Origin of the sequence: Amycolatopsis samaneae, from assembly GCF_039541975.1 — a bacterium.
Taxonomy (GTDB): domain Bacteria; phylum Actinomycetota; class Actinomycetes; order Mycobacteriales; family Pseudonocardiaceae; genus Amycolatopsis; species Amycolatopsis samaneae.
Genome location: NZ_BAABHG010000001.1, coordinates 344,299 through 356,811, shown reverse-complemented (window position 1 = coordinate 356,811; position 12,513 = coordinate 344,299). Strand labels below are relative to the sequence as shown.

The 12,513-nt window shown below is 73.3% G+C and carries 12 protein-coding genes; 7 read left to right on the top strand and 5 right to left on the bottom strand.

Features of this window, described 5'->3' with window-relative positions; all coding sequences use genetic code 11:
• Positions 1–23 precede the first annotated feature (23 nt).
• A complete protein-coding gene (locus ABD987_RS01615; protein WP_345386015.1) occupies positions 24–1,010 on the bottom strand; it encodes a LacI family DNA-binding transcriptional regulator in 987 nt (328 codons plus the stop codon).
• Between the two features lie 117 nt (positions 1,011–1,127).
• Here ABD987_RS01615 and ABD987_RS01610 point away from each other — a divergent pair, with 117 nt between their 5' ends.
• Genes ABD987_RS01610 through ABD987_RS01600 form a run of 3 tightly spaced genes read left to right on the top strand, consistent with a single transcriptional unit; the run spans position 1,128 to position 4,394 of the window.
• Positions 1,128–2,123: an alpha/beta hydrolase gene (locus tag ABD987_RS01610; protein WP_345386013.1), complete on the top strand. Its 996-nt coding sequence runs from the start codon at positions 1,128–1,130 to the stop codon at positions 2,121–2,123.
• 24 nt (positions 2,124–2,147) lie between these two features.
• Positions 2,148–3,098 carry an alpha/beta hydrolase fold domain-containing protein gene (locus ABD987_RS01605; protein ID WP_345386011.1) on the top strand — a complete coding sequence of 317 codons (951 nt, stop codon included), beginning with the start codon at positions 2,148–2,150 and terminating at the stop codon, positions 3,096–3,098.
• Between the two features lie 27 nt (positions 3,099–3,125).
• Positions 3,126–4,394, top strand: a complete 1,269-nt coding sequence (locus ABD987_RS01600; RefSeq protein ID WP_345386009.1) for an MFS transporter — start codon at positions 3,126–3,128, stop codon at positions 4,392–4,394.
• Here the strand turns inward: ABD987_RS01600 and ABD987_RS01595 are convergent.
• The 3 genes from ABD987_RS01595 to ABD987_RS01585 all read right to left on the bottom strand — a co-directional run bounded on the left by ABD987_RS01595 (position 4,391) and on the right by ABD987_RS01585 (position 7,624).
• The gene (locus tag ABD987_RS01595) at positions 4,391–5,197 is read right to left on the bottom strand and encodes an SDR family oxidoreductase (protein WP_345386007.1); all 807 of its coding nucleotides are present in this window, start codon (positions 5,195–5,197) and stop codon (positions 4,391–4,393) included. The genes ABD987_RS01600 and ABD987_RS01595 overlap by 4 nt on opposite strands.
• A gap of 235 nt (positions 5,198–5,432) precedes the next feature.
• Positions 5,433–6,728 (bottom strand): MFS transporter, encoded by a 1,296-nt coding sequence (locus tag ABD987_RS01590; RefSeq protein WP_345386005.1) that lies wholly within the window; start codon positions 6,726–6,728, stop codon positions 5,433–5,435.
• A gap of 53 nt (positions 6,729–6,781) precedes the next feature.
• The gene (locus ABD987_RS01585) at positions 6,782–7,624 is read right to left on the bottom strand and encodes a GNAT family N-acetyltransferase (RefSeq protein WP_345386003.1); all 843 of its coding nucleotides are present in this window, start codon (positions 7,622–7,624) and stop codon (positions 6,782–6,784) included.
• Between the two features lie 209 nt (positions 7,625–7,833).
• On the opposite strand from ABD987_RS01585, the gene ABD987_RS01580 reads away from it, so the two are divergent.
• The 4 genes from ABD987_RS01580 (at position 7,834) to ABD987_RS01565 (ending at position 12,157) form a co-directional block, all read left to right on the top strand.
• Positions 7,834–8,967, top strand: coding sequence for a M20 family metallopeptidase (locus tag ABD987_RS01580; RefSeq protein WP_378213969.1), 1,134 nt, complete (start codon positions 7,834–7,836; stop codon positions 8,965–8,967).
• Positions 8,968–9,051: 84 nt separating this feature from the next.
• Positions 9,052–9,747 carry a GNAT family N-acetyltransferase gene (locus ABD987_RS01575; protein ID WP_345386001.1) on the top strand — a complete coding sequence of 232 codons (696 nt, stop codon included), beginning with the start codon at positions 9,052–9,054 and terminating at the stop codon, positions 9,745–9,747.
• A gap of 43 nt (positions 9,748–9,790) precedes the next feature.
• Positions 9,791–10,801: an isopenicillin N synthase family dioxygenase gene (locus ABD987_RS01570; protein WP_345385999.1), complete on the top strand. Its 1,011-nt coding sequence runs from the start codon at positions 9,791–9,793 to the stop codon at positions 10,799–10,801.
• Positions 10,802–10,852: 51 nt separating this feature from the next.
• Entirely contained in the window at positions 10,853–12,157 is a 1,305-nt protein-coding gene (locus ABD987_RS01565; RefSeq protein ID WP_345385997.1) for a bifunctional o-acetylhomoserine/o-acetylserine sulfhydrylase, read from the top strand.
• A 25-nt stretch (positions 12,158–12,182) separates the two neighbouring features.
• Here ABD987_RS01565 and ABD987_RS01560 read toward each other — a convergent pair whose 3' ends face one another.
• Entirely contained in the window at positions 12,183–12,398 is a 216-nt protein-coding gene (locus ABD987_RS01560) for a hypothetical protein (RefSeq protein ID WP_378213993.1), read from the bottom strand.
• Positions 12,399–12,513 lie beyond the last annotated feature (115 nt).

Here is a 12,513-nt window from a genome sequence, read left to right as displayed (position 1 = left end):
ACATTGGGTGCGTGGGTGGCGGGTCAGGTGGTTTCGCGGACGATCAGCCGGGGCGTGAGCAGGGTGCGGCCCGGTGTCCGGCCCGGCTTCCCGATCAGCGAGCGCAGGAGTTCCCCGGCCCGGCGGCCCGACTCCGCGAACGGCTGCCGGACGGTGGTGAGCCCGAGTCCCTCGGCGAGCGGGCCGTCGTCGATTCCCGCGACGGCCACTTCGGCGGGCACCGCCACCCCGGCGGCGCGGAGCCCGGCGAGGACCCCGGCGGCGAGCACGTCGTGGTGCGCGATGACGGCGGTCGGCCGGTCCGCGCGGGCCGCGAAACCGGCGGCGAATTCGCGGGCGGCGGCGAGGTCGTTGCCGGGGAGTTCGAGATCGTCGAGCACACCGCCGTCCACCTCGCGCAGCGCCCGGCGCACACCGTCGCGGCGGAGCATGCCGGGGGAGACGTAGCTCATCGAACGCTGGGGCTCGTGCAGGTATCCGAGGTGCCGGTGGCCGCGTTCGAGCAGATGGGCGCCGAGCAGGTAGCCGGCCTGTTCGTCGTCGAAGGTGACGCTGGAGAAGGCCGGGTGCGCCGAGTCGACGAGCACCGTGGGCGGGCCCCAGCGCCGCAGGCGTTCGGCGCCTTCGTCGGCGAGCGGCACGCCCATGACGACCAGTCCGTCCACGTCGCCGCGGACGGGCAGGGCGTCGAGCAGCGGTGAGCTGGTGGCCGCCGCCGAAGGCGCGTCGTGCACCACCACCTCGACGTCGTCGGGCGCGCAGGCCTCGAGGACGCCGATCAACCGGGTGCGGTACGACTCGTAGCTGCTGAACGGCGCGAGCACGGCGATCCGGCCGGTGCGGCGGCGGGCCCGTTCGGACGCGGTCGCGCCCGGCCGGTAGCCGAGTTCGCCCGCCACCTCGATGATCCGTTCCCTGGTGCGTTCGCTGACCCGGTCCGGGTGGTTGAGGGCGAGCGACACGGTGGAAATGCTCACCCCGGCGGTCTCGGCCACCTGGTAGATCGTCACGTCCGAACTCCCCACCGGCTCACCCTATCCGCCGCGCCCCGCTTCCGCCGCATCGTGGTTGACCTCGCGTCCCGCGAGGTTTAAAGTCCTTTGTCGAAGCACTTCGATGGAGGTTGGATGCCGGACTACGTCGCGCTCGCCCGCGCCGCGGGCTGTGAAGCCGCGGTACTGGAGTGGCTCGCCGCGAACGAAGAGATCGCCGCCGGGCTGCCGGACCTGCGCGCGGCGGACTGGCCGCGACGGCGCCGCGCCGCCCGCGAACTCGCCGACGTCCTGGCCACCCGGTTCACGCTGCCCGGCCCGGCGGGCTGTGTGGTGACCGAACACCGCGTCCCGGTCCGCTCGGGGGAGGTCACCGTCCTGCGGTATCACCCGCCGGGCGACGACCGGCCCCGGCCCGCGCACCTTTCGGTGCACGGCGGCGGATTCATCGGCGGCGACGTGCACGAGGTGATCAACGACCGGCTGCTGCGCCGGAGGGCGGTCGACAGCGGGTTCGACATCTTCGACATCGACTACCGGCTCGCCCCGGAGCACCCGTTCCCCGCCGGGCTCGAAGACTGCGTCGACGTCCTCGGCTGGCTGGCCGCCTCGGCCGCCGAACTGGGGATCGACGCCGGCCGTCTCGGCGTCGGCGGTGCCTCGGCGGGCGGGAACCTGGCCGCGCTCGCCGCGGTCCACCTGCGCGACGCCGGCGGACCGCCGCTGGATCACCAGGTGCTGGAGGTCCCGGCGGCGAGCCTGTACCTCGACCGGGACGGCTCGTTCCGCGAACACGGTGTGCTGGCGGACTTCGGGGACTTCGCGGAGATCCGCGCGGCGTATCTCGGCGCCGACCCGGCGCCGGGCCCGGCGGCGCCCGCCGAGGTGCGCGACCTGGCCGGGCTGCCACCCGCGCTGGTCCTCACCGCCGAATGCGATCCGCTGCGGGACTGCGGGGAGGCCTACGCCGCCCGGCTCGCCGCGGCCGGGGTGCCGGTGGAGACCTGGCGGGCGCCGCGTCAGGTCCACGGCTCCGCGGGGATCACCGCGACGTCGCCGATCGCGCGGGAATGGCAGGACCGCGTCTCCGGGTTCCTGCGCGCCCGCCGCACCGCCGCCACCGTCCACTGAGGACTTGAGGAAGGAAACCCCGTCGTGCCCCTCGATCCGAGCCTGTTCGCCGCGCTGGCCGGCCTCGGTGTCGCTCCGCCCGCCGAGGCGGAAGACCCGGAAGAACAACGAAAACGCGCCTACGACTACGAATGCGCGGTCTATCCCCGCCTCGGCCCGCCGGGGCCGGAGCTGCCGGTCCGGGAGCACGTCGTCCCGGTCGAGGGCTATCCGGACGCGCCGGTGCGCCTGTACTACCCGGACGAACCGGGAGCGGGGACCGGGCTCCCGGTGTGCCTGTTCTTCTTCGGCGGGGCGTGGCGGCAGGGCGGGGTGCACCATCCGGGCGTCGCCGCGCAGTGCGCGTTGCGCGCCGCCAGGGCCGGTGTCGTCGTCGCGGCGGTTTCCTACGCGCTGGCACCGGAACATCCGTTCCCGGCGGCGGTCGAGCAGGCCTACGCGGTGCTCGGCTGGCTGGTGCGGGAGGCCGGGCGGCTCGGGGTCGACCGCACGCGGATCGCGGTGGCCGGCCAGTCCTCCGGCGGGAACATCGCGGCCGCGCTGACCCTGGTGAACCGGGACCGCGCCGGGTATCCGCTGGCGTCGCAGATCCTCGAGGTCCCCGCGCTCGACCTGACCTCGGGGCATCTCGACCTCGACGCCGTCGAGCTGACCGACGAGCAGCGGGCCGGCCTCGCACGCGTGGTGGCGCAGTACGTGCCCCGGGAACAGGACCGGCGCGACCCGAGGGCGTCGCCGTTGCTCGCCGAGCGCTTCGACGGCCTGCCGCCCGCCTACGTCTTCACCGCCGAGATCGACCCGCTGCGGGGTGACGGCGAGGCCTACGCCGCCGCGCTGGCGGGCGCGGGGGTGCCGGTGGCGGCACTGCGGCTGGTGGGCCAGACCCACGAAAGTGGTGTCTACGAAAGGGTTTCGGCCACCGCTCGGGTCGCGCAGGCCGCCATCGCGGACGCGCTGCGCGCCCTGCACTCCTGACCGCGGACAGCGGGGAAAGGGACGAAGATGTCCGAGATCGCCGAACCGGTCCGGGACGACGCCGTCGCCGTGCCGGGCGGGCAACGGCAGTCCCCGCTGTTCCTGCCGTTGTTCGTGCTCGCCTACTTCGGCGTGGCGCTGGCGCTGGTGTCGGCGGCGACGGTGAGCATCCCGCTGCGACTGTCCACTTTGGCCCCGGCGGACAAGACGCAGCTGCTGGCGCTGACCGCGGGCCTGGGCGGCGTGCTGGTCATCGTGCTCACCGCGCCGCTCGGCCGGATCAGCGACGGCAGCACCGCGCGGGCGGGCATCCGGCGCCCGTTCCTGCTCGGCGGCACGGTGGCCGGGGCGCTCGGCATGCTCGTGCTCGCGTTCGCCCCGAACGTGCCGCTGGTGATCGCGGGCTGGTGTCTCACCCAGGCCGGGTTCGCCGCGACCAACATGGCGCTGAACGCGCTGCTCGCGGACCAGATCCCGGCCCGCCTCCGTGCCAGGGTGGCGGCCTCGTTCGGGCTGTGCACCGGCATCGCGCCGTTCGCCGGGAGTCATCTGGTCGGAATCCTGCCGGGGAACCCGGTGTGGTGGTTCGGCGCGCCCGCCGGGGTGGCGCTCGCGGCCAATCTCGGCCTGGTGGCGGTGCTGCGCGACATCGTGCGCACCGGGCCCGCGCGCGTGGACTGGCGCGGCCTGCTGCGCAGCTACTGGATCAACCCGGTGCGGCACCGGGACTTCGCGTGGGCGTGGTGCTGCCGGCTGCTGGTCACCATGGCGCTGGTGTCGGTGGTGGGGTACCTGCTCTACTTCCTCACCGACCGGCTCGGAGTGTCCGAAAAGGACGCGGCGGGCGTCTCCGGCACGGTCCTCGGCGTGTACTTCGCGGGCAGTGTCGTCACCACGCTCGTGTTCAGCTGGATCTCCGACCGGACCGGCAGGCGCAAGGCGATCGTCTGGGTCTCGGCGCTGTGCACCGCGGCGGGGCTGCTGATCAGCCTGTTCTCCGCGGACCTGCTGACGTTCTCGATCGGGATCGCGGTGGCCGGGATGGGGCAGGGCGCGTTCGTCTCGGTCGACGTGGCGATGATGACCGAGGTACTCCCGCCCGGCGCGGACGCCGGGACGGGGCTGGCGGTGATCGCGCTGTCGTACCAGCTCCCGCAGTTGCTCGTCCCGGCGCTCGCGACCCCGTTGCTGGCGATCGGGAACGCCGGGCCGAACTACTTCGCGTTGTTCCTCGGCGCCGTCGTCGCCGCAGTGCTCGGCGGTCTCGCGGTGCTGCCGATCAGGGGTGTGCGTTAGGTGCCCGACGCGGTCGTGGCGGTGCCGCCGTCGACCGGGATGACGGTGCCGGTCAGGTAGGACCCGGCCCGGCTGGCGAGGAATACGGCGACACCCGCCATGTCGTCGGCGCGGCCGAGCCGGCGCAGCGGGGCCTTCGCCGCGATCGTGTCGCCGATGGCATCGATCGTGGCCGCCATCATCTGCGAAGGGAACACTCCTGGGGCCACCGCGTTCACCGTGACGTGCTGTGGGCCCAGTTCCCTGGCGAGCACCCTGGTGAGTTGGTGGAGTGCCGCTTTGCTGCTGGCGTAGGAGTAGTTGGGCGCATGGGCGACGTGGATGCCCCCGGCGATACTGCCGATGTTGATGATGCGCGCGGGATCGTCGGCGGAGCCCGCCTCGCGCAGTGCCGGGAGCAGCGCCTGTACCAGCCAGAACGGTGACTTGAGGTTGAGGTCGAGCACCGCGTCCCATGCCTCGGCCGGGAACGTCTCCAGCGGCTCGCGCCACATCGCCCCCGCGTTGTTGACGAGGATGTCCAGACGTTCCGAGCCGGCCTTGACGAGATCGGCGAGGCGCTGACACTCGTCGTGCCTGGACAGGTCCGCGGGGATCGCCCGGACGTCGCCGAATTCGGACAGCAGACGCTGTGCCTCCGCGCACGCGTCTGCCTTGCGTGAGCTGACAACGACGCGGGCGCCCGCCTGGAGGAGGCCCCGCGCGATCATCATCCCGATGCCCCTGGTCCCGCCGGTGACGAGTGCGTACTTCCCACTCAGATCGAAAAGGTCTGAGTGCGTGGTGAACTGGCTGTCCGCCATGGGTCTTCGTTCCTGTCTGCCGTGTGGTCGGCGCTTTCCGGGTGGCCGGGCCGACTCGACGAGGTTGACAGGCGTCCTGGACTCCTGGGAGACCCTGGCGATACAGGTACTGCGAGAGCCACCTTCGCCGGTCGGTCCGTGGGGGCCTCCTTGAGGGACCTGGAGTCCCTCGAGGAGGCCCCCACGGACCTGCGCCGAGGAGCGCACCGAGCGTCCACTGTGGACTCGGGGCGGGTTACGGGGTGGCGACGACGGGGCCCTCGCCGAGCCCGGTGGCGTCCGGCTGCCGGCCGAGCCGCAGGTGCTCCGGCCGCTGCGGGACCCAGAAGGCGAAGACCGCCGCGAGCACCGTGGTCACCACCAGCAGGCCGAACGCGGCGGTGTAGGAGAACGTGTCGGCCAGCCAGCCCATCAGCAGCGGCGAACTCGCGCCCGCGACCTGGCCGCCGAAGTTCAGCACGCTCATCCCGGTCCCGGTGAGCGCGGGCGGCAGCACCCGCAGCGGCAGGCCGAACACGCACATCGTGCTCAGCCCGGACAGTCCGATCGCGCAGGTCTCGTACACGGTGAACTCCACCGTCGTGCTCGCGAACGTCATCAGGCCCAGCAGCACCGCGGTCCCGGTGGTGATCGAGGCGAGGAACCACCGGGTCCGGTGGGCGAAGAACCGGTCGAACAGCCAGCCGCCGAGGATCGTGGTGACCACGGTGACCAGCATCGGGATCGCGGCGAGCAGGCCGGTCTGCGCCAGCGAAACGTGCCGGGCCTCCAGCAGGTAACTCGGCACCCAGGTGATCAGGCCGTAGGCGAGCATGTTCAGCGAGCAGAACAGCACCGCGAACTTCCACAGCTGCGGCGACCGCAGCACCTCCCGGCGCGACGCGGTGACCGGCGGCGCGCTGCCGACGGCGGCGGCGTTGAGCCGGGCGGGCAGCGGCTTCGGCAGCAGGCTCCACAGCAGCACGCCGATGAGCGCGCCGCCCAGCGCCAGCCAGAGGAACGTGTGCCGCCAGCCGACCGCGGCGATCAGCGGCGCGACGATCAGCGGGGCGATGCCGGGCCCGACGCCGCTGGCGGCCAGCATCACCCCGGTCACCGTCGCCCGCCGGTCCGGGGTGGTGCGCTCGGCGACCGCCTTGAACGACGCCGCGGGGAAACAGCCCTGGGAGATCCCGAACAGCGCGCGCATCGCGAGCAGGATGCCGAAGGTACCGGCGAGACCGGTCAGCGCGGTGAACCCCGACCACAGCACCAGCGTGACGAGCATCGGCTTGCGGGCACCGAAGCGGTCGGCGAGGAACCCCGCCGGGACCTGGCAGGCCAGGTAGACCACGGCGAACGTGGTCACCAGCAGCCCCTGCGCCGTCTTGGTCAGCCCGAACTCGGCGCCGATCGAGGGCAGGGCCATGCCGATCGCGAACCGGTCCACGTAGTCGATGGACCAGGCGAGCAGCAGGATGATCATGGTCAGGGTGGCGGTGCGGCGGATCCTGCTCCGCGTCCACTCCCCGGTCAAGGGTGCGGGATTCATCGGTGAACCTCCGTTTTCCGGTGTGCCGCCCCCCTTTTTCTTGCGATGTCGTGCTAGTCCTCCGGTGTCCGGAGCACGTACTGTCCCTCCCGGGTGAACCCGGTGATCGCGGCGCCCCCGGCCATCCGGTCGCACAGCGCCTCGCGCATCCGTTCGCGCCACAACGCCGCGCACGCCGGGTCCCCGGTCCGGAGTCCCTCGATGTCGGCCGGGGTGTCGACGAGCACGACGGGCGCGTCGGCCTTCTCCGGTTCCGGCCTGCCGTCCTCGTTCGCCAGTACGCGCGCGGCGTGGGGCGGCGGGACCGCCGGCCGGGGGTTTCCCGCGCAGGCCGCTTCGACGTCCTCGCCGGCCAGTTCCCACGAGATCAGCAGCCGGTCGGTGGCGCCGCCACCGTTGATGTGGTCGTCCATCGGGCCGTAGAAGTCGGGCAGGTACCGCGCCGGACGGGCGCCGAGCTTGACGAGGTTGAAGTGGGCGTTGCGGCGGACCAGCGGGTCGAACGTCCAGGTGATCCGCGCCAGTCCGCGCTCCAGTGCCCAGGCCCGCTGGTGCAGCTTGAGCGCGAACCCGACCGAACGTCCCCGTGCCGCCGCGCCGACGCCGGTGATGTGCGAGTGCAGCGCCCCGGTCGCCGGGGCGGCGAACAGGCCGACGGCCGCGCCCACGAGCCGGTCGCCGAGGAACGCGCCCCCGACGTAGTTCCCGGTGTGCGCGAGCACCCGCAGCAGCTCCTCGGTGAGGGGCGGGTTACCGGGGTCGGGCCGCCAGATGTCGCGGAAGAGCTCGTTCAGCTCCCGCAGTTCGCCGGGCTCGGCGACCTCCCGGATCCGGACGCCCGCCGTGGCCGCCGCGTCGGCGGCGAGCCGTGCCGCGCCGGGCGACGCGGCCGTCATGGCAGGACCTCGAAGTCTACTGTGGACACTGTGCTCCCTCCGGCGATGTGCTGAGCACGCTACGAGCGGAGGAGGGGGAAAGGGTCGTGCGGGCACACGAATGTGACCGCCGATTCTTGTACCGCGCCACGAAGGGTCCGTCAGGATGGTGTGACACCGTGTCCGCGGTGGGGTCCATTGGACGCCGGAGCACTGTGGTGAGGAGAAGGATGGCCGAGCGAGTCATGCCCGAACGGTTCCGGCACGCGCTGCCCGCGATGCTGGCCGACCTGGAGCGCCTGGTGTGCCACGAGTCCCCGTCCGCCGACCTGGCCGCCGTGGCGCGGAGCGCGGAGCTGGTGGCCGAGCTGGGGGAGCGGCTGCTCGGCGTCCCGGCCGAGCGGATCGTCCTCGACGGCCGGACCCATGTGCGCTGGCGGCTGGGCGACGGGCCGCGCCGGGTGCTCGTGCTCGGCCACCACGACACCGTGTGGCCGCTCGGATCGCTGCGGACGCACCCGTTCCGTGTCGAGGACGGGGTCCTGCGCGGACCGGGCTGTTTCGACATGAAGACCGGCGTGGTGATGGCCCTGCACGCGGTCGCCGCGCTGCCCGACCCGTCCGGGGTGACGGTACTGGTGACCGGTGACGAGGAACTCGGCTCGCCCTCGTCCGAACGGCTGATCCAGGACGAGGCGGCGGGCTGTGCCGCCGCGCTGGTCCTGGAGGCGGCCGCCGACGGCGGGGCGCTGAAGACGGCGCGGAAAGGCGTGTCCCAGTACGAGGTCCGCGTCCGGGGGCGGGCCGCCCACGCCGGCCTCGAACCCGAACGCGGCGTCAACGCGACCGTCGAGCTGGCCCACCAGATCCTGGCGGTGGCCGCGCTGGCCGACCCGTCGAGCGGGACCACCGTCACACCGACCGTGCTCCGGGCGGGGACCACCGGCAACACCGTTCCCGCCGAGGGCGCGTTCACGGTGGACGCGCGGGTACGCGAACCGGCCGAGCAGTCCCGGGTGGACACCGCGATCCGCGCGCTGCGGCCGGTGCTGGCGGGCGCGGAGGTCGAGGTGGTCCCCGGCCCGCGCCGCCCGCCGCTGCCGCCCTCGGCGTCGGCGGAGCTGTTCGCCCGCGCGGTGCGCCTCGGCGCCGAACTGGGCCTCGGGCCGATCACCGGCGTCGCGGTCGGCGGCGGCTCGGACGGGAACCTCACCGCGGGCGTGGGCGTCCCGACGCTGGACGGGCTGGGCGCGGTCGGCGGCGGCGCGCACGCCGACGACGAGCACGTGCTGGTCCCGGCCATACCGGAACGGACGGCGCTCGTCGCCGCGTTGCTCGCCGGAGTACTCGCCGTGCCCGGGTGAGCGCACCGGCCGGACCGTGGGTGGGCTCGGCCAAACATCGTGGCCCGCACGCCCTTCCGCGCTGTGGACGGCCGTGGTTCGATCATGGCTGTGCTTCCGGACGCATCACCATTGGACAATCCCGCCTGGGCGGCGCTGACCGGTTCGCAGGCGCGGTTCGCCGAGCGGCACGGCCGGGCGGCGCGGTACCAGGCCGACGTCACGCCGTTCTTCGCGACGTCCGGCGAACCCGGCGACGAGGTCTGGCACGACGTCGCGAAACTGGCCGGTCCCGGGGCCGTCGCCGCGATCTTCGGCGTGGAGCGGCCCCCGCCCGAGGGCTGGGAGGTGGTCGACCGGATCCACGGCGTCCAGCTCGTCGACGTCGGCGTGGTCCCCGCCGAGGCGCCGGAGGCCGTCCGGCTCGGCGCCGCCGACGTCCCGGAGATGCTGGACCTGGTCGAGCGCACCCAGCCCGGCCCGTTCCGGCCGCGCACCGTCGAACTCGGGACGTACCTGGGCATCCGGCAGCGCGGGGCGCTGGTGGCAATGGCCGGGGAGCGGATGCGCCCGCCGGGCTGGTCCGAGATCAGCGCGGTCTGCACCGACCCGGCGTATCGCGGGCGGGGACTGGCCACCCGGCTCGTGCTCGCGGTGGCCGCGAAGATCCGGGACCGGGGCGAGACACCGATGCTGCACACCAGCGCCGACAACACGAACGCGATCCGCCTGTACGAGTCGCTCGGGTTCGCGCTGCGGCGCAAGATCGAGTTCCTCGCCGTCCGGGCGCCCGCGATGTGAGAGCACCGGTTCGGGGCAGGGGACACCGCCTACGCTCGGAGACGTGACCACGCTGCCGGTGATCGACATTTCGGAGTTCCGGGACCCCGCCGCGGACCGGGCCGCCTTCCTCGCGAGGCTGCGGCACGCCGCCCGCGAGGTCGGGTTCTTCTATGTCGTCGGCCACGGCGTGCCCGAGGCGCTGACGACCGGGATCTTCGAGGTGGCCAAGCGGTTCTTCGCGCTGCCGGTCGAGGCGCGGCTGGCGATCGAGAACCTCCGTTCGCGCCAGTTCCGCGGCTACACGCGTACCGGGCACGAGTACACCGGCGGTTCCCCGGACTGGCGCGAGCAACTCGACGTCGGGCCCGAGCGGGCCGCCGTCGAACCGGGTCCCGGCGAACCGGCGTGGCGCGGGCTGATCGGGCCGAACCAGTGGCCGGAGTCGCTGCCCGAACTGCGGGAGACGACGCTCGCCTGGCAGGCCGAGGCGCTGCGCGTCACCCGCGAGGTGCTGCGCGCGCTCGCCGCCGCGCTGGGCCAGGACGAAGGCTACTTCGACGCGTGGTTCGACGAGGAGGCCGCGACCCACCTGAAGATCATCCGCTACCCCGGCCGCGCGTCGGACGAGGCCGACCAGGGCGTCGGCGCGCACAAGGACTACGGCTACCTCGCGCTGCTCCAGCAGGACGAGGTCGGCGGGCTGCAGGTCCAGGCGGCCGACGGGAGCTGGATCGACGCGGTCCCGATCCCGGGCGGTTTCGTGGTCAACATCGGCGAAATGCTGGAGATCGCGACGCGGGGCTACCTGCGGGCCACCCGGCACCGCGTGGTCAGCCCGCCCGCCGGTGTCGAGCGGTTCTCGGTGCCCTTCTTCCTCGCGCCCCGGCTGGACGCGGTCGTCGAGCCGCTGCGGCTGCCGCCGGAACTGGCCTCCGGCGCGCGCGGGATCACCGAGGACGAGGACAATCCGCTGCTCGCGGCGTACGGGGAGAACGCGCTGGTCGGCTGGCTGCGTTCGCATCCGAAGGTCGCCGAACGCTGGTGGGGCGAAGTCCTGGCCGACCGTGCGTGAGCGAAGCTCGCGAGCGATCATGGATGTCATGCGCCCAAGGAAACCCGCCGCGTGAGTGCGGACTGGTCGTTCGAGACGCGGCAGATCCACGCCGGTGCCCGGCCGGACCCGGCGACCGGGGCCCGCGCGACGCCGGTGTACCAGAGCACGTCGTTCACCTTCGCCGACTCACGGCACGCCGCCGAGGCCTTCGCGTTGCGCGACCTCGAATCGCACGCCTACACGCGGCTGTCCAACCCGACCACCGCGGTGGTGGAGGAACGGCTCGCCGATCTGGAGGGCGGGGTGGCCGCCGTCGCGGTCGCCAGCGGCCAGGCGGCCTCGACACTGGCGCTGCTGAACCTCGCGCGGGCCGGTGACCACGTCGTCGCGGCCGCCACGCTCTACGGCGGGACGTACAACCTGCTCGCGTACACGTTCGCCGAACTCGGTGTCGAGGTCGATTTCGTCCGGGACCCGGACGACCTCGCCGCGTGGCGGGCCGCGATCCGGCCGAACACCAGGGCGCTCTACGCCGAGAGCGTCGGCAACCCGCTGGGCAACGTGCTCGACGTCGCGGCGGTCGCCGGGGTCGCGCACGAAGCGGGCGTGCCGCTGGTGGTGGACAACACCGTGCCGACGCCGTACCTGACGCGGCCGCTCGAGCACGGCGCGGACCTCGTGGTGCATTCGACGACGAAGTTCCTGTCCGGGCACGGTACCGGTATCGGCGGGATCGTGGTGGACGGCGGGAAGTTCGACTTCGGCGCCGAACCGGACCGCTGGCCGCAGTTCACCCGGCCGGACCCGAGCTATCACGGTCTGGTCTTCGGGACCGAGTTCGGGGCACTCGCCTACGCCCTGCGGTTGCGCACCAAGCTCGTGCGCGATCTGGGGCCCGCGGTGTCCCCGTTCAACAGTTTCCTTCTGTTACAAGGGATCGAGACGCTCTCGCTGCGGATGGAGCGGCATGTCCGCAACGCTGTCGAGGTGGCCCGGTGGCTGGCGGGGCATCCCGCGGTCGAGCGGGTCCACTACGCCGGGCTGCCCGGGAACCGCTGGCACGAAGCGGCGGAGCGCTATCTGCCGCTCGGCGCCGGCGCGGTGGTCGCCTTCGAGCTGGCCGGCGGCATCGAGGCCGGACGGCGGTTCGTCGACCGGCTGAGGTTGTTCAGCCACCTCGCCAACATCGGGGACGTGCGCAGCCTGGTGATCCACCCGGCCTCCACCACCCACGCGCAGCTGGACGAAGGTCAGCAGCGCGCGAGCGGGGTGACGCCGGGCCTGGTCCGCCTCTCGGTGGGCCTGGAAGGGGTGGACGACCTGCTCGCCGACCTCGTGCGGGGCCTCGGCGACCGAGACTCCACTGTGGACTGACGGGTCCCGGCCGCGCGCGCGGCGGCTACGGGCTCCGGCGTCGTGGCCGTTCGTCGAGGACGAACAGCAGCAGCCCGGCGCAGAGCAGCAGCGCGGCGGCCCACGCGGCCCGGTTGCCCAGCGCCGCGGTGAGCAGCGCGCCCAGCGCGGCGCCGAGCAGGAAGGCCAGGCAGACCGCGCCGAACGCACGGGCCTGCGCGGCGGCACCCGGTTCCGCCCGGAACACCGCGCGGCGGCCCACGCGGCCCGGTTGCCCAGCGCCGCGGTGAGCAGCGCGCCCAGCGCGGCGCCGAGCAGGAAGGCCAGGCAGACCGCGCCGAACGCACGGGCCTGCGCGGCGGCACCCGGTTCCGCCC

Excerpts from the sequence above, each read along its gene's own strand:
- ABD987_RS01610 (WP_345386013.1), top strand. The coding sequence starts at position 1,128 with ATGCCGGACTACGTCGCGCTCGCCCGCGCCGCGGGCTGTGAAGCCGCG.
- ABD987_RS01600 (WP_345386009.1), top strand. The coding sequence starts at position 3,126 with ATGTCCGAGATCGCCGAACCGGTCCGGGACGACGCCGTCGCCGTGCCG.
- ABD987_RS01595 (WP_345386007.1), bottom strand. The coding sequence starts at position 5,197 with ATGGCGGACAGCCAGTTCACCACGCACTCAGACCTTTTCGATCTGAGT.
- ABD987_RS01590 (WP_345386005.1), bottom strand. The coding sequence starts at position 6,728 with ATGAATCCCGCACCCTTGACCGGGGAGTGGACGCGGAGCAGGATCCGC.
- ABD987_RS01585 (WP_345386003.1), bottom strand. The coding sequence starts at position 7,624 with ATGACGGCCGCGTCGCCCGGCGCGGCACGGCTCGCCGCCGACGCGGCG.
- ABD987_RS01580 (WP_378213969.1), top strand. The coding sequence starts at position 7,834 with ATGGCCGAGCGAGTCATGCCCGAACGGTTCCGGCACGCGCTGCCCGCG.
- ABD987_RS01575 (WP_345386001.1), top strand. The coding sequence starts at position 9,052 with ATGGCTGTGCTTCCGGACGCATCACCATTGGACAATCCCGCCTGGGCG.